Genomic DNA, 15,751 nt, shown 5'->3' on the forward strand with positions numbered 1-15,751 from the left:
TCCGCTGGACGCAGTCTTGCGCAGCTTTGCCGGCCCTAGGGCGGCGAAGTTGGGCAAGCAGCAGTCACAGGTGGCGCGGCACTCATAATGAGCGCAGCGCCGAATGCGCAGTACCTAACGAAGACGGTAAAAAGCATGAATCTTCACGAGTATCAGGGTAAGCAGCTGTTCGCTGAGTACGGCCTGCCAGTTTCCAAGGGCTACGCAGTAGACACCCCGGAAGCAGCAGCAGAAGCTTGCGACAAAATCGGCGGCACTGAATGGGTTGTCAAAGCCCAGGTCCACGCTGGTGGTCGCGGTAAAGCGGGCGGCGTTAAGCTGGTTCGCAGCAAAGAAGACGCCAAGGCCTTCGCACAGCAGTGGCTGGGCAAGCGTCTGGTGACTTACCAGACTGACGCCAATGGCCAGCCAGTCACCAAGATCCTGGTTGAGTCGTGCACTGATATCGCTAAAGAGCTGTACCTGGGCGCTGTCGTTGACCGTTCGAGCCGTCGCATCGTGTTCATGGCTTCCACCGAAGGTGGCGTGGACATCGAGAAGATCGCTCACGAAACCCCAGAAAAAATTCTGAAAGCCACTATCGACCCACTGGTTGGCGCTCAGCCATTCCAGGGTCGCGAGCTGGCTTTCCAGCTGGGCCTGGAAGGCAAGCAAGTTGCCCAGTTCGCCAAGATCTTCGTAGGTCTGGCCAAACTGTTCCAGGATCACGATCTGGCCCTGCTGGAAGTGAACCCGCTGGTGATCAAGGCTGACGGCGATCTGCATTGCCTCGATGCCAAGATCAACATCGACGCCAACGCCATGTACCGTCAGCCTAAGCTGAAGACTTTCCACGATCCGTCGCAAGACGATCCGCGCGAAGCGCACGCTGCCAAGTTCGAACTGAACTACGTAGCCCTGGAAGGTAACATCGGTTGCATGGTCAACGGTGCTGGCCTGGCCATGGGTACCATGGACATCGTCAACCTGCATGGCGGCAAGCCAGCCAACTTCCTCGACGTAGGCGGCGGTGCTACCAAAGAACGCGTTACCGAAGCGTTCAAGATCATCCTGTCCGACTCCAACGTCGCTGCAGTACTGGTCAACATCTTCGGCGGCATCGTTCGTTGCGACATGATTGCCGAAGGCATCATCGGTGCAGTGAAAGAAGTCGGCGTGAAAATCCCGGTTGTTGTACGCCTTGAAGGTAACAACGCTGAACTGGGCGCTAAAGTACTGGCAGAAAGCGGTTTGAACATCATCGCTGCTACCAGCCTGACCGACGCTGCTCAACAAGTTGTCAAAGCTGCGGAGGGCAAATAATGAGCGTCCTGATCAATAAAGACACCAAAGTTATCTGCCAGGGTATTACCGGTTCGCAAGGTAGCTTCCACACCCAGCAAGCCCTCGAATACGGCACCAAGATGGTCGGTGGCGTCACTCCGGGCAAAGGCGGCACCGAGCACCTGGGCCTGCCAGTGTTCAACACCGTGAAAGAAGCTGTTGCTCAAACTGGCGCCACCGCCAGCGTGATCTACGTTCCAGCTCCTTTCTGCAAGGATTCCATCCTGGAAGCAGCATTCGGCGGCATCAAGCTGATCGTTTGCATCACCGAAGGCATTCCTACCCTGGACATGCTGGACGCTAAAGTTAAGTGCGACGAGCTGGGTGTTACCCTGATCGGCCCTAACTGCCCAGGCGTGATCACTCCAGGCGAATGCAAGATCGGCATCATGCCAGGTCACATTCACTTGCCAGGCAAAGTCGGTATCGTTTCCCGTTCCGGCACCCTGACCTACGAAGCTGTGAAGCAGACCACTGACGCCGGTTTCGGTCAGTCGACTTGCGTCGGCATCGGCGGTGACCCGATCCCAGGCTCGAACTTCATCGACATCCTGAAACTGTTCCAGGAAGACCCGAAGACCGAAGCGATCGTAATGATCGGTGAGATCGGCGGTTCGGCTGAAGAAGAAGCGGCTGCCTACATCAAGGCACACGTGACCAAGCCGGTTGTTTCCTACATCGCTGGTGTGACTGCCCCTGCGGGCAAGCGCATGGGCCATGCTGGTGCAATCATCTCTGGCGGCAAAGGCACTGCGGACGAGAAGTTTGCTGCCCTGGAAGACGCAGGCGTAAAAACCGTGCGTTCGCTGGCAGACATCGGCAAGGCTTTGTCCGAGCTGACTGGCTGGGCGATCAAGTAAGCCTCGCGCTTAACTGACGCTTCACCACACAAAGGCCACCTTCGGGTGGCCTTTGTGCATTCTGCAGGTTGCTGAAGATCAAAATGTGGGAGCGGGCTTGCTCGCGAATGCGGTGTATCAGTTGATACATTCGGTGCTGACCCACCGCATTCGCGAGCAAGCCCGCTCCCACATTTGTTTGTATTACCAAGTTAAGTATGAAAACGCGACATCAACATGTCGCTTATCGGACAGTCCGCCCTGCAACAGTGCGTTTGTCAGACAAATTCGGTACTCTTGCCGCCTCTTTATGCGCCCGCATCCCAAAAGGAAGCCGCGTGCTAGACCGGTCGGTCCCCATAAGGGCCGGCAGTATTTCCCTCATCCATAGGGAATCCCCCTCTAAATTCCGATTCAGTAGTGTGGTATTTCCTCAAATGAAAGTGTTGAAAGGCCAGGATATCCTGGCGTTGGGCTTTATGACTTTTGCGCTGTTCGTGGGCGCCGGTAACATCATCTTCCCGCCTATCGTTGGTTTGCAGTCCGGGCCCCATGTCTGGATGGCAGCGCTGGGCTTCCTGATCACTGCAGTCGGCCTGCCGGTGGTCACGGTCATCGCCCTGGCCAAGGTCGGCGGTGGCATGGACGCATTGAGCAGCCCTATCGGCAAGGTCGCCGGTGGCATCCTGGCTGCAGCGTGCTACCTGGCAGTCGGCCCGCTGTTCGCCACGCCACGTACCGCAACAGTCTCCTTTGAAGTCGGCCTGGCGCCACTGACCGGCGAAAGCCCGCTGGCACTGTTCCTCTACAGCTCGGTGTACTTCCTGCTGGTGTTCTTCATCTCCCTGTACCCAGGGCGCCTGTTGGATACCGTCGGCCGCTTCCTCGCGCCGCTGAAGATCATCGCGCTGGCGGTCTTGGGCATCGCAGCCTTTACCCTGCCTGCGGGTGATATTGGCGTTGCTACGCCAGAGTACGTCGCCGCACCGTTCTCCCAGGGCTTTATCAATGGTTACCTGACCATGGATACCCTGGGCGCACTGGTGTTTGGCATCGTGATTGTCAACGCTATCCGCTCCCGTGGCGTCGAATCGCCACAGCTGATCACCCGTTACGCGATCATTGCCGGACTGATTGCCGGCCTCGGCCTGGCGCTGGTGTACATCAGCCTGTTCCGCCTCGGTTCGGGCAGCCATGAAGTGGCCGCCGGTGCAGCCAACGGCGCAGCGGTACTGCACGCCTACGTACAACATACCTTCGGCTCCCTGGGCAGCGGCTTCCTCGCGGTGCTGATCTCCCTGGCGTGCCTGGTAACAGCCGTGGGCCTGACTTGTGCCTGCGCCGAGTACTTCAGCCGTGTGTTGCCACTGTCCTACAAGACCCTGGTGGTGATCCTCGCTGCATTCTCGCTGCTGGTGTCCAACCTGGGCCTGACCAAGCTGATCGCGTTCTCGATCCCGGTCCTGACCGCGATCTACCCGCCGTGCATCGTTCTGGTCGCCCTGAGTTTCTGCAAGGATTTCTGGCATGAGCATGGCCGTATCCTTGGCCCTGTGATGCTGGTTTCGTTCATCTTCGGCACCATTGACGCACTCAAGGGCGCAGGCCTGGCTGGCTGGATGCCCACTCAAATGGCGAACCTGCCATTGAGCGAACAAGGCCTGGCCTGGCTGGTGCCTTGTGTGATCACCCTGGTGGCTGCATTCGGGGTCGACCGCATGCTCGGCAAGCGCAGCGAAGCCATCGCTTAAAGCGTTCGTTACACGCTGACATCGAAATGCCCCGTATCTATCGATCCGGGGCATTTTTTATGGGCGCTCGGCGGTGTCTTTTTTTGCGGGCTAACGTCGAAGGGGTTATGAGTTTTCCAGATCAGGAACACGGTCAGTGTGGGAGCAGGCAAGCCCTACATTGTCCGAGTGAGCCAGCCCTATTGTTTAGAGGACCCGCATGTCATTTGTCGAAGCCAACCTGATCCACCTGCTTGCTGCGCTGTGGTTTGTCATCTGCTGGGGCGGATACACCCGCTACGCCAGTTGGAAAGCCCGTGACACTGCCTGCCTCGCCAGTGTGTTGCACCTGTATCGCGAAGACTGGATGCGCCGCATGCTCCTGCGCGACAACCGCATCGCCGATGCCAGCGTGATCGGCAACCTGGAGCGCAACGCCTCGTTCTTTGCCTCCAGCACCCTGATCATCCTCGCCGGTATCCTCACCGTGCTGGGAGCCTCGGAGCGCGCGGTGTCGCTGCTGGCGGACATTCCCATGGTGCAGCAGGCGTCCCAGGGCATGTCGGAGATCAAGCTGCTGTGCCTGGCCCTGGTGTTTGTCTATGCCTTCTTTACCTTCAGTTGGTGCATGCGCCAGTACAACTTCGCCGCCATCCTGATTGGCTCGGCGCCGATGGTCGGTGAGCGCCACGTCTCCGAGCAGGAGCGCAAGGCGTTTGCCTCGCGGGCGGCGCGGGTGATTTCCATGGCCGCCAACCAGTTCAACTTCGGCCTGCGTTCCTATTACTTCGGCATGACCATGCTCGCCTGGTTTGTCAGCCCCTGGCTGTTCATGCTGATGAGCAGCGGGGTGGTGCTGGTGTTGTATCGGCGTGAATTTCATTCCGACGTTCTGGAAGTCATGGTCTATACCCCTACAGAGGCACCGATGCCTGAAGCGAACAAGGAGGCAACATCGTGAGTATTCCGTTCTGGTGTGTGTTTATCAGCGCGTTGCTGATTTTTGTGGCGCGCATGCCGGTGGGCAAGGCCATGAAAGAGCAGGGCGGGTATGACAACCATCTGCCTCGCCACCAACAGGCACAACTGACCGGCTTTGGCGCGCGGGCGGTGGCTGCTCATCAAAACAGTTTTGAAGCGTTTATTTTGTTTGCGGTGGGGGTATTGATGGCCCATACCACCCAGACCCAGGGCTACCTGATTGACTGGCTGGCGATCATCTTTGTGATTGCGCGGGTAGTCTATCTTGCGTGTTATTGGGCGGACTTGGCGTGGCAACGCAGCCTGGTGTGGCTGGTGGGGTTGCTGTGTTCGCTGTTGTTGATGCTTAGTCCGACATTTCGCACTTTGCTGATCTGATAAAAGTCTCGCGCAAAGTAAAGCCCGCTATTAAGCGGGCTTTCTTTTGCAACATGGTATTTAAACCGCGGTATCAGGAACCGGTTGCAGGTGTAGCGGGTGCAGCTTCTTTAGCGGCGGCAGCGTCAGATTCAGCTTGGGCTTTGGCGGCTTCGGCGTTTTCTTTTGCAGCGTCGTTCACTTTATCCTGAGCTTCGCTCATTTTTTCCTGAGCTTGTTCAGCATGCTGGTTGGCATCCTGAGCTTTGTCCTCGGATTTTTTATCGCAGGCAGCGAGGCCAAGGGCGGCAGCCAACATCAAGGAAACAGCGAAAGTCTTGCGCATGGGGTGTTTCTCCTTATTGAAGATATCTACTGGCCTTTCGAGCATGGGGTGCACGCATTAGTTCCTTTAATCCCACAGATATATAAGCCGTTTTGCCAAGGAACTTTCTTCCGGGGTATTTGTTTCGCCGGATCACTACTAATAAGAGTCTTTATCCAATGACCGATAGCCCCCTTTTAGAGCGTGCCGCACGTTTTGTCTCAGCCCTGCGCCACTGTCAGGTGCTGGGGATCCAGGTACATGATGCAAACACCGAGGGCATGACCTTGTACCTGCCCTACAGCCCGCAGATCGTCGGCGATCCGCAAACCGGGATCATCCATGGCGGCGCCTTGACCTCGCTGATGGACACCGCCTGTGGCATGGCCACCCTGTGCGTGCTGCCGGAGTTCGAGGTCTGCCCGACCCTGGATCTGCGCATTGACTACATGCACCCGGCCGAGCCGCACAAGACGGTGTTTGGCTTTGCCCAATGTTATCGGGTGACCACCGATGTGATTTTCACCCGGGGCTTTGCTTACCAGGACGATCCCCAGCAGCCGATTGCCCATGTAGTGGGCACGTTCATGCGCATGGGCAAGCGATTGAAGGGCACCAAGGGGCTGGGCAGTAGCATCAAGGGAGAACAGGCATGACCCATCAATTCAAGACCCGGATGCAGCAGGCCCACCAACGCGGCGACTATAAGGCGTTGCTCGAGTTGATTCCCTATGCCCGCCTGATCGGCGTCGAGTGCACGCGACTGGGGGATGAGTTGTTGTTCCGCATGCCGGCGAACAAGGACAATATTGGTAACCCGATATTGCCGGCCATCCATGGCGGGGTGATCGCAGGGTTTATGGAGTTGTCGGCGGCCTTTCATCTATGGGTGGCTACAGGCACCCCACGGGTTGAAACAGGCCTGCCGAAGATCGTCGATTTTTCCCTGGATTACTTGCGGGCCGGGCAGTTTCGCGACACCTACGCAACCTGCCAGGTGTGGCGCCAGGGACGGCGGGTGGCCAATGTGGCGATCACTGCCTGGCAGAGCACCCCTGCCGAGCCCATCGCTACCGCTCGCGCGCATTTCAAGATTCAGGAGCAGGGCCACCCTTGAAATCCTGGTCTTAGCCCCCAACTTTGATGACAACCCGCCGCCAACCCTCTAGGGCGCGGCCACTGCCATCCAATTGGAGTTTGATGACCATGAGTGTGGAAACTCAAAAGGAAACCCTGGGCTTCCAGACCGAGGTGAAGCAACTGCTGCACCTCATGATCCATTCGCTGTATTCCAACAAGGAAATCTTCCTTCGCGAATTGATCTCGAACGCCTCTGACGCTGTCGACAAATTACGTTTCGAAGCCCTGTCCAAGCCTGAGTTGCTGGAAGGTGGCGCAGAACTGAAAATCCGTGTGAGCTTCGACAAGGACGCCAAGACCGTCACGCTCGAAGACAACGGCATCGGCATGAGCCGTGAAGACGCGATTACCCATTTGGGCACCATCGCCAAATCCGGCACCGCCGACTTCATGAAGAACCTCTCGGGCGATCAGAAGAAAGATTCGCACCTGATCGGCCAGTTCGGCGTGGGCTTCTACTCGGCCTTTATCGTCGCCGACAAAGTTGAAGTGTTCAGCCGCCGCGCCGGTCTCGACGCCAGCGAAGGCGTGCACTGGTCTTCCAAAGGCGAGGGCGAATTTGAAATCGCCACCGTCGATAAGGCTGATCGCGGTACCCGCATCGTGCTGCACCTGAAGTCCGGTGAAGACGAATTCGCCGATGGCTGGCGCCTGCGCAACATCATCAAGAAGTACTCCGACCACATCGCGCTGCCCATCGAACTGCCGAAAGAACAAGCGGCGGCCGAAGGCGAAGAGGCTCCTGCCCAGGAATGGGAAGTGGTCAACCGCGCCAGCGCCCTGTGGACCCGTCCGCGTACCGAGGTCAAGGACGAGGAGTACCAGGAGTTCTACAAGCACATCGCCCATGACTACGAAAATCCGCTGAGCTGGAGCCACAACAAGGTCGAAGGCAAGCTGGAATACAGCTCGCTGCTGTACGTCCCGGCCCGCGCTCCGTTCGACCTGTACCAGCGCGAAGCGCCGAAAGGCCTGAAACTGTATGTGCAGCGCGTATTCGTGATGGATCAGGCGGAATCCTTCCTGCCGCTGTACCTGCGCTTTATCAAGGGCGTGGTTGACTCCAACGACCTGTCGCTGAACGTGTCGCGGGAAATCCTGCAGAAAGACCCGATCATCGATTCCATGAAGTCGGCGCTGACCAAGCGTGTGCTGGACATGCTGGAAAAACTGGCGAAGAACGAGCCTGAGCAATACAAGGGCTTCTGGAAAAACTTCGGCCAGGTCATGAAGGAAGGCCCGGCAGAAGATTTCGCCAACAAGGAAAAAATCGCCGGCCTGCTGCGTTTTGCCTCGACTCAAGGCGAGGACGGCGAGCAGGTGGTGTCCCTGGCCGAGTACCTGGCGCGCGCCAAGGAAGGCCAGGACAAGATCTACTACCTGACCGGCGAAACCTACGCCCAGGTCAAGAACAGCCCGCATCTGGAAGTCTTCCGCAAGAAAGGCATCGAAGTGCTGCTGCTCACCGACCGTATCGACGAGTGGCTGATGAGCTACCTTAGCGAGTTCGACGGTAAGTCCTTCGTCGACGTGGCCCGTGGTGACCTGGACCTGGGTAACCTGGACTCCGAAGAAGAGAAGAAAGAAGCCGAAGAAGTGGCCAAGGCCAAAGAAGGCCTGGTTGAGCGCATCAAGACCGCCCTGGGCGATGCCGTCAGCGAAGTGCGGGTTTCCCACCGTCTGACCGACTCCCCGGCGATCCTGGCCATCGGCGAGCAGGACCTGGGCATGCAAATGCGCCAGATCCTTGAGGCCAGCGGGCAGAAGGTGCCGGATTCCAAGCCGATCTTCGAATTCAACCCGGCTCACCCGCTGATCGAGAAACTCGACGGCGAGCAGAGTGAAGAGCGTTTTGGCGACCTGTCGCACATCCTCTTCGACCAGGCGGCCCTGGCCGCAGGGGACAGCTTGAAAGACCCGGCCGCCTACGTGCGCCGACTGAACAAGCTGTTGGTTGAACTGTCGGTTTAGCAACGCTGCAAGAAAACCCCGCTTCGGCGGGGTTTTTCGTTCTCGTGCATATCAACTGGAGAAAATGATGAGCCAAGTCACCGTGCGTTCCGTGGTCTATCAGATTGATGGCCAGTCTTATGAAAGCCGCCTGGCCTTCGATGCCAGCCACACGGACCCGCTGCCGGGCCTGTTGATGGCGCCGAACTGGATGGGCGTCAGCGCAGGCGCCGAAGAGATCGCCAAGGCCGTGGCCGGCAAGGGCTATGTGGTGTTGATCGCCGATCTGTACGGGCAACAGGTGCGCCCGTCCAATGGCGATGAAGCTGGCGCCGCGATGATGCCGTTGAAAAATGACCGTGGCTTGCTGAACAAGCGCATGCAGGCGGCTTTTGCGCAACTGCAAGGTCAGGCCGAAGCCGCGGTCGATACCTCGAAGCTGGCGACCTTTGGCTTCTGTTTTGGCGGTTGCTGTTCACTGGAGCTGGCACGTACCGGGGCGTCGCTGAAGGCAGCGGTGTCGTTCCATGGCACCCTCGACACGCCAAACCCGGCGGATGCCAAGCGCATCAAGGGTTCGGTGCTGGTGCTGCATGGTGCGTCTGACCCGTTGGTGCCCAAGGAGCAGTTGCCTGCCTTTGAAGATGAGATGAACGCGGCCGGGGTGGATTGGCAATTGCTGAGCTACGGTGGCGCGGTGCATTCGTTCACTGACCCGCAGGCGAATGTGCCGGGCAAGATGATGTACGACGCCAAGACTGCCGGGCGGGCGTTCCAGGCGATGCATAATTTGTTGGATGAAGTGTTCAAGGGCTGAATATTTAGCGCCTGAGTTGGCCCCATCGCGGGCAGCCCGCTCCCACATTTTGGAATGCATTCCAAGTGTGGGAGCGGGCTTGCCCGCGATAGCTATCTCAGAGGCAACTCAATTCTCCCTGTCTCCCCTGGCACCGTCGGCCAATCCCCAGCCGCCCAGCGCTGGCGAGCCTGTTCGATCAACGCCGGATCACTGGCGACAAAGTTCCAGTTGATCCGCCGAGGCCCATCCAGCGGCGCGCCGCCGAAGATCACCAGATGGCAGTCGGTTTCGGCAAACAGCGTCATGCTCTGGCCCGCCGGCAACACCACCAGGCTATGGACTGCCAAAGGTTCGCCATCCAACTGCGCATCACCGTCGAGCACATACACCGCCCGTTCCTCATGCTCATCAGGAATCAGCAGGGTGGTGGCGGTTTGCATATGAGCCTCGGCATACAGCGTCGGCGACAGCACCGGCACCGGTGATTCCAGGCAAAAGCCATTGCCGGCGATCATGCGGATCGCCACGCCGAGGTTGTCACTGACCGGCAAGCTGTTGGCAGGGTGATGGCTGTAATGCCCCGGCCCTTGCTCGTGTGCCTTGGGCGAGGCCAGCCACACCTGCAGGCCATGCAGCTCGAACCCCTTGGCCTTGAGCGCGTCGGGTGTGCGTTCGACGTGGGCAATGGCGCTGCCGGCGGTCATCCAGCTGACATCACCGGCCTGCACCACTTGATCGGAGCCGAGGCTGTCTTTGTGCAGCAGTTCGCCTTCAAACAGGTAGGTGAGAGTGGACAAGCCGATATGCGGATGCTGGCGGATATTCATGCCACTGCCGGGGGCGTAGCGGGTTCGGAGCATATGGTCGAAAAACACGAAAGGCCCGACGCTGCGGCATTCCCGCGAGGGCAGCGGGCGCAGGATCGGTTGGCCTTCGACATCTTCGGCGCGCGGGCGAATCACGGTCACGGTGGTCATGGAGCGTCCCTGTCTGAGCGGGTTTGTAGGGCTTGAGCATAACCCGCCAGACAGGGAATCGGTGTTATTGGCTGAACGCGCCTTCGGCAAGCCGGGTCTCGATGCTGATCTCGGCGGTGGTCATCAGTTTATGCACCGGGCACTTGTCGGCCACGCGATGCAGCTCGGCGCGCTGCTCATCGGTGAGCACGCCCTTGAGGGTCAGCTTGACGTTGAGCTTGTACTTGCCCTTTTGTTCCTCGGTGCTTTCGTGGGTGACTTCCACGGTCACACCGGTCAGGGGGATGTCCTTTTTCTGCGCATACAGCTTGACGGTCAGCGCCTTGCACGAGGCCAGCGCCGCGTCGAAGTAATCGTGGGGCGAGGGCGCCGAGTCGTCGCCACCCAGGGTCTTGGGCAGGTCGGTAAACAGCTCATGGTTATTGATGTTGACGCTATGGCGAAAGTTCTCGGTGTTCAGCGTATTGACGATAACAGGCATGGCAAGCCTCACTAGGTGGCAGGATGAAGGTCATGCAGTTATAGAGCATGCTGGCACCTGAGTGTTCCGCGTTTTTTATCGGATGAACCCCGGCACGCCGTCGCAGGTCTACCGCACTTATCCCCTGTTGAGGTTTTACCGTGCCCTGGACCCGCCTGCCCCTCGTCCTGTTGCTTGCCGCCAGCAGCCTTGCCGTACAGGCCCGCGACTATGCCTACAGCGACGCGCACCTGCATTACGTCGACTTCTTCCAGGAGACAGCTGGCATGGACAAGCTGCTCAAGGCCATGGCCGACAATCGCATTGAGCATGTGATGATTTCCGGCGTCCCGGTGGCGAAAAAATGGCATGAAGACGAACCCAAGCGCCCGCGCTATTACGCCGGGGATGACGCGGATGCCTACTGGTACAGCGCCACCGATGTGATCGTCGCCGCAGCGGTCAGCAAGCTGGCCCCCGAGCAGCGCCAGCATTTGCACCCGTTCCTCAGCGGCTTCAACCCCAATGACAAGAACTCCGAGGCCCATATCCAGCGCATGCTCGACCTCTATCCGGGCCTGTGGCAGGGCATCGGCGAAGTGTTCACCCGCCACGATGACCTGACCGCGCTGACCTCCGGTGACACGCCGCGGGCCAATAACGAGGCCATGACGCGCATCTATCACCTGGCCGCCGAGAATGACCTGCCAGTACTGGTGCATTCCAACATCACCTCCAAGCGCGAACGCAACCCCCTGTATCTGGCAGAAATCGAAGAACCACTGCGCAATCATCCGCACACCCGGTTTATCTGGGCCCATGCCGGCACCAGCATGGAAATCCACCGGCACCAGACGCAGTTGGATTTCCTGTTGCCGACCTTGAGCCGCATGCTTGAGGCGTATCCCAACCTGTACATCGACCTGTCCTGGAGCGTGCTCACGCCGTACTTGCTCGACGATGCGGGAAAGCCCCGGCCGGAGTGGTTGAAACTGGTGGAGCGCTTCCCGGAGCGCTTTATGCTGGGGTCTGATGTTGTAGGGCGGTTCAATAAGTTGGGTAAGGAAATGCGCAGCTTCAATCCCTTCCTCGATGCCTTGCCTGAAGACGTCGCGCGAAAAGTCGCACGGGACAATTTCCTGGCGATCTTGCCCAAGGCGCGCTGATCGGGTTTGTCATCGTCCCGTCATACCGGTGTCATAAGCTCCCGCCATCTCACTCAAGGAGCCCACTATGCACCTCACCCGTTTAAGCGCCCTGGCGGCATTGATGATGATCAGCGGCCTGGCTGGCGCCGAAGTCCGTATCGAAGGCCCGGTAGAGTTCGGCGTGTTCGAAGGCCCGAAAGCCGAGTTGCAGTCGGGCGAGCGTGTGTTGCGCCGCAGCAACGAACAGATCCAGGCCACTACCGTGGTGCCGGCCAAGCTGGGCACCAAGTTCGGCCTGCGTTATCAGTTGTTGGGCAAGGTCGCCGAAGACACGCCGCTGACCTTGCTCTATTTCACCCCAGGCATCCGCACGGCTGATGGTCAGCGGCATGACAAATTCGAAGTGACCCAGAAACTGGTGCCCGGTGCGCCTCAGGACGTGATGGCCTACGAGTTCACCGAAAGCCACGAGGTGGTGCCGGGCGAGTGGCGATTCATGGTGTTCCAGGGCGATCGCCTGCTGACCCAGAAGAGCTTTACCGTGCGCTGAATCGCTACAGTCATGGGCTAGGCAGATAAAGGCGTTTTGATATCGCGTTTTCGTCTTACGCAAAAAGTCGAAGACGCCGATACCTTTCAAGAGCAACCCGCTGCAGGTGGATGCAGCGCTCTTGGAAGGAGTCCGAGCAATGAGTATCCGAAGTCTCAATATCGCTCCACGTGCAGGCCTGGGTTTTGGATTGTTGGCGTTGATGGTGTTTGTGCTCGGCGGGTTCGCCTTGGTGCAAATGGCCAATATGCGTGCGCAGTCGGACCAGGTGGAAACCAACTGGCTGCCCAGCGTGATGGCCGTCGGCGAAATGAATCAGGACCTGCTGCGGGTACGGGCCTTGACCTTGCGCCTGTTGGTCAACCGCGACCCACAGGCAGTGGCGCAGAATGAACAGAAAATCCTCGATATCAAAAAGCAGTTGCACAACGCGCAGTCGCTGTACGATGCCCTGATCGTCCTGCCCCAGGAGCGGGTGCTGTTCGACCGCTTCAAGCTCGAGGAGCAGCAATACCTGCAACGCCAGGAGCAGGTCATGGCGTTTTCCCGGCAGAACCAGGTGGAAGACGCGATCAAGGTGGTCAACGGCGAGATGAACCACCTGGCCGACGCGTTGGCCGGCACCCTCGGCGAACTGGTTACCCTCAACAAGGTCAGCGCCAACCAGGCGGCCACCCTGGCCCAGCAAGTGTTCAGTCAATCGCGAGTCTGGGTGATCGGCATGATTGCCCTGACCGCGCTGATTACCGTGGGACTGGCGGTGTTGTTGACCCGCAGCATCGTATTGCCACTGGCGCAGTCGGTGAGGGTCGCCCAGGGGGTGGCCAGCGGCGACTTGACCGGCGAGATCACCGTCAGCGGCAAGGACGAGCCAGCGCGCCTGCAACAGGCGCTCAAGAGCATGCAGGAAAACCTGCGCGAGACGATCCTGCGTATTTCCCAATCCTCCAGCCAATTGGCCTCTGCTTCCGAGGAGCTCAGTTCGGTCACCGAAGACGCCACCCGTGGCCTGCACCAGCAAAGCCAGGAAATCGAACAGGCCGCCACGGCGGTCAATCAGATGACCGCCGCGGTGGAGGAGGTGGCCAGTAACGCGGTGGCTACCTCCCAGGCCTCGCGCGAATCCGATCGCATTGCCCAGCAGGGGCGCGAGCAGGTGCATCAGACGGTGCTGTCGATTGAGTCCCTGGCCGACGACGTGACCGCCAACGCCACCCAGGTCGAGGACCTGGCGCAGAAGGTGTACGGCATCAGCAAGGTGCTGGATGTAATCCGCGCGATTGCCGAACAGACCAATCTACTGGCGCTGAATGCGGCGATCGAGGCGGCGCGAGCCGGCGAGGCCGGGCGTGGTTTTGCGGTGGTGGCCGATGAAGTGCGGGCCCTGGCCCATCGCACCCAGCAATCGACCCGGGAAATCGAGCAGATGATCGGTGGGATTCAGCAGGGCACCGATCAGGCGGTCAGCGCCATGCAACAGAGCAACGGTCGGGCGCGAGCGACCCTGGACATTGCCAAGTCAGCGGGCACTGCGCTGGAGGAGATTGCCTCGGCGTTTACCCTGATCAATGAGCGCAACCTGGTGATTGCCAGCGCCTCGGAGCAGCAGGCAGCGGTGGCGCGGGAGGTGGATCGCAACCTGATGAATATTCGCGACCTGGCGATGCAGACCTCGGCGGGGGCGAACCAGACCAGTGCGGCGAGTCATGAGCTGTCGCGCTTGGCGGTGGATTTGAACACCATGGTGGCGCGGTTTTCGGTGTAGGGCTTTAAACCGGGTTGGCCCCATCGCAGGCAAGCCAGCTCCCACAGTTGACTGAGTTGGAATGCGATCAATGTGGGAGCTGGCTTGCCTGCGATGAAGACGACTCGGTCTTGAATAACCCCCCGCCCAATAAAAAACGCCCCGAACCAGTCGGGGCGTTTTCATAAGCACAACCTGCGGGGTATTACTTACCCTGCCAGCGCTTGAGCACCAGGGTGGCATTGGTGCCGCCAAAGCCGAAGCTGTTGCTCATGACCGTGTTGATGGTGGCATCTTCACGGGTCTTGGTCAGGATCGGCATATCAGCCACGGCTGGGTCCAGCTCTTCGATGTTGGCCGAACCGGCCATGAAGTTGCCTTCCATCATCAGCAGGCAGTAGATCGCTTCGTGAACGCCGGCGGCGCCCAGGGAGTGACCCGACAGGCTCTTGGTGGAGCTGATGGCCGGAGCCTTGTCGCCGAATACCGCACGCACGCCTTCCATTTCCTTGGCATCGCCCACCGGAGTGGAGGTGCCATGGGTGTTCAGGTAGTCGATTGGCGTATCCACGGTGGACATGGCCATCTGCATGCAACGGATGGCACCTTCGCCGCTTGGCGCAACCATGTCATAGCCGTCGGAAGTCGCGCCGTAGCCGACGATTTCCGCGTAGATCTTCGCGCCACGGGCCAGGGCGTGTTCCAGCTCCTCGACCACCACCATGCCACCACCACCGGCGATGACGAAACCGTCACGCTTGGCGTCGTAGGCACGGGAGGCTTTTTCCGGGGTTTCGTTGTACTGGGTGGACAGCGCGCCCATGGCGTCGAACAGGAACGATTGGCTCCAGTGTTCTTCTTCACCGCCACCGGCGAATACGATGTCTTGCTTGCCCAGCTGGATCTGCTCGACCGCAGTACCAATGCAGTGAGCACTGGTGGCGCAGGCGGAGGAGATCGAGTAGTTCACGCCCTTGATCTGGAATGGCGTGGCCAGGCATGCGGAAACGGTGCTGCCCATGGTCCGCGTGACGCGGTACGGGCCAACGCGCTTGACGCCTTTCTCGCGCAGGATGTCCAGCGCTTCCATCTGGTTCAAGGTCGACGCGCCACCGGAGCCTGCGATCAGGCCGGTGCGTACGTTGGACACCTGGTCGTCGCTCAGGCCGGAGTCGGCGATTGCGTCTTTCATGGCCAGGTAGGCATAAGCTGCGGCGTGGCCAACGAAGCGATAGATCTTGCGATCGATCAGTTCTTCGAGGGGGAGGTCGATGGAGCCGGAAACCTGGCTACGCAGACCCATTTCGGCATATTCCGGGTTGAAGCGGATGCCAGGGCGACTTGCACGCAGGTTAGCGGAGACGGTCTCTTTGTCATTGCCCAGGCACGAAACGATGCCCAGACCAGTGATAACGACGCGGCGCATGC

At 59.3% G+C, this 15,751-nt stretch carries 16 protein-coding genes; 12 read left to right on the forward strand and 4 right to left on the reverse strand.

Annotated features, from left to right (window positions below):
• Window positions 1–135 precede the first annotated feature (135 nt).
• From sucC to HBO19_RS04935, 5 genes are all read left to right on the forward strand, one after another.
• Complete coding sequence (gene sucC / locus HBO19_RS04915) at window positions 136–1,302, forward strand: ADP-forming succinate--CoA ligase subunit beta (RefSeq protein ID WP_003233235.1); 1,167 nt, start codon at window positions 136–138, stop codon at window positions 1,300–1,302.
• The gene (gene sucD, locus HBO19_RS04920; RefSeq protein ID WP_057438865.1) at window positions 1,302–2,183 is read left to right on the forward strand and encodes a succinate--CoA ligase subunit alpha; all 882 of its coding nucleotides are present in this window, start codon (window positions 1,302–1,304) and stop codon (window positions 2,181–2,183) included. Before sucC ends, sucD begins: the two co-directional genes overlap by 1 nt.
• A 416-nt stretch (window positions 2,184–2,599) precedes the next feature.
• The gene (gene brnQ, locus HBO19_RS04925; protein WP_170056981.1) at window positions 2,600–3,913 is read left to right on the forward strand and encodes a branched-chain amino acid transport system II carrier protein; all 1,314 of its coding nucleotides are present in this window, start codon (window positions 2,600–2,602) and stop codon (window positions 3,911–3,913) included.
• A 199-nt stretch (window positions 3,914–4,112) separates the two neighbouring features.
• Window positions 4,113–4,853: a DUF599 family protein gene (locus HBO19_RS04930; RefSeq protein WP_169956482.1), complete on the forward strand. Its 741-nt coding sequence runs from the start codon at window positions 4,113–4,115 to the stop codon at window positions 4,851–4,853.
• Window positions 4,850–5,251 (forward strand): MAPEG family protein, encoded by a 402-nt coding sequence (locus tag HBO19_RS04935; RefSeq protein ID WP_169956484.1) that lies wholly within the window; start codon window positions 4,850–4,852, stop codon window positions 5,249–5,251. The genes HBO19_RS04930 and HBO19_RS04935 overlap by 4 nt, the downstream gene beginning before the upstream one ends.
• A 73-nt stretch (window positions 5,252–5,324) precedes the next feature.
• On the opposite strand, the gene HBO19_RS04940 is transcribed toward HBO19_RS04935, so the two are convergent.
• A complete protein-coding gene (locus HBO19_RS04940; protein ID WP_029292691.1) occupies window positions 5,325–5,576 on the reverse strand; it encodes a hypothetical protein in 252 nt (83 codons plus the stop codon).
• Window positions 5,577–5,734: 158 nt separating this feature from the next.
• Between HBO19_RS04940 and HBO19_RS04945 the strand changes: the two genes are divergently transcribed.
• From HBO19_RS04945 to HBO19_RS04960, 4 genes are all read left to right on the forward strand, one after another.
• Complete coding sequence (locus HBO19_RS04945; protein ID WP_169956486.1) at window positions 5,735–6,211, forward strand: PaaI family thioesterase; 477 nt, start codon at window positions 5,735–5,737, stop codon at window positions 6,209–6,211.
• Window positions 6,208–6,672: a PaaI family thioesterase gene (locus HBO19_RS04950; protein WP_169956488.1), complete on the forward strand. Its 465-nt coding sequence runs from the start codon at window positions 6,208–6,210 to the stop codon at window positions 6,670–6,672. The genes HBO19_RS04945 and HBO19_RS04950 overlap by 4 nt, the downstream gene beginning before the upstream one ends.
• Window positions 6,673–6,761: 89 nt before the next feature.
• The gene (gene htpG, locus HBO19_RS04955) at window positions 6,762–8,666 is read left to right on the forward strand and encodes a molecular chaperone HtpG (RefSeq protein ID WP_169956490.1); all 1,905 of its coding nucleotides are present in this window, start codon (window positions 6,762–6,764) and stop codon (window positions 8,664–8,666) included.
• Between the two features lie 67 nt (window positions 8,667–8,733).
• Entirely contained in the window at window positions 8,734–9,462 is a 729-nt protein-coding gene (locus HBO19_RS04960) for a dienelactone hydrolase family protein (protein WP_170056982.1), read from the forward strand.
• A 92-nt stretch (window positions 9,463–9,554) separates the two neighbouring features.
• On the opposite strand, the gene HBO19_RS04965 is transcribed toward HBO19_RS04960, so the two are convergent.
• Window positions 9,555–10,421 (reverse strand): pirin family protein, encoded by an 867-nt coding sequence (locus HBO19_RS04965; protein WP_169956494.1) that lies wholly within the window; start codon window positions 10,419–10,421, stop codon window positions 9,555–9,557.
• A 64-nt stretch (window positions 10,422–10,485) separates the two neighbouring features.
• Window positions 10,486–10,902 (reverse strand): OsmC family protein, encoded by a 417-nt coding sequence (locus HBO19_RS04970; protein ID WP_170056983.1) that lies wholly within the window; start codon window positions 10,900–10,902, stop codon window positions 10,486–10,488.
• 140 nt (window positions 10,903–11,042) lie between these two features.
• Here HBO19_RS04970 and HBO19_RS04975 point away from each other — a divergent pair, with 140 nt between their 5' ends.
• From HBO19_RS04975 to HBO19_RS04985, 3 genes are all read left to right on the forward strand, one after another.
• Window positions 11,043–12,047, forward strand: coding sequence for an amidohydrolase family protein (locus HBO19_RS04975; protein WP_170056984.1), 1,005 nt, complete (start codon window positions 11,043–11,045; stop codon window positions 12,045–12,047).
• A gap of 67 nt (window positions 12,048–12,114) precedes the next feature.
• On the forward strand, window positions 12,115–12,579 hold the full coding sequence (locus HBO19_RS04980; protein ID WP_169956500.1) for a DUF3859 domain-containing protein: 465 nt from the start codon (window positions 12,115–12,117) through the stop codon (window positions 12,577–12,579).
• A gap of 139 nt (window positions 12,580–12,718) precedes the next feature.
• On the forward strand, window positions 12,719–14,344 hold the full coding sequence (locus tag HBO19_RS04985; protein ID WP_169956502.1) for a methyl-accepting chemotaxis protein: 1,626 nt from the start codon (window positions 12,719–12,721) through the stop codon (window positions 14,342–14,344).
• A gap of 184 nt (window positions 14,345–14,528) precedes the next feature.
• Here the strand turns inward: HBO19_RS04985 and fabB are convergent, their stop codons facing one another.
• Complete coding sequence (fabB, locus tag HBO19_RS04990; RefSeq protein ID WP_170042649.1) at window positions 14,529–15,749, reverse strand: beta-ketoacyl-ACP synthase I; 1,221 nt, start codon at window positions 15,747–15,749, stop codon at window positions 14,529–14,531.
• Window positions 15,750–15,751 lie beyond the last annotated feature (2 nt).

Origin of the sequence: Pseudomonas sp. WS 5021 (assembly GCF_012985535.1) — a bacterium.
Taxonomy (GTDB): Bacteria; Pseudomonadota; Gammaproteobacteria; order Pseudomonadales; family Pseudomonadaceae; genus Aquipseudomonas.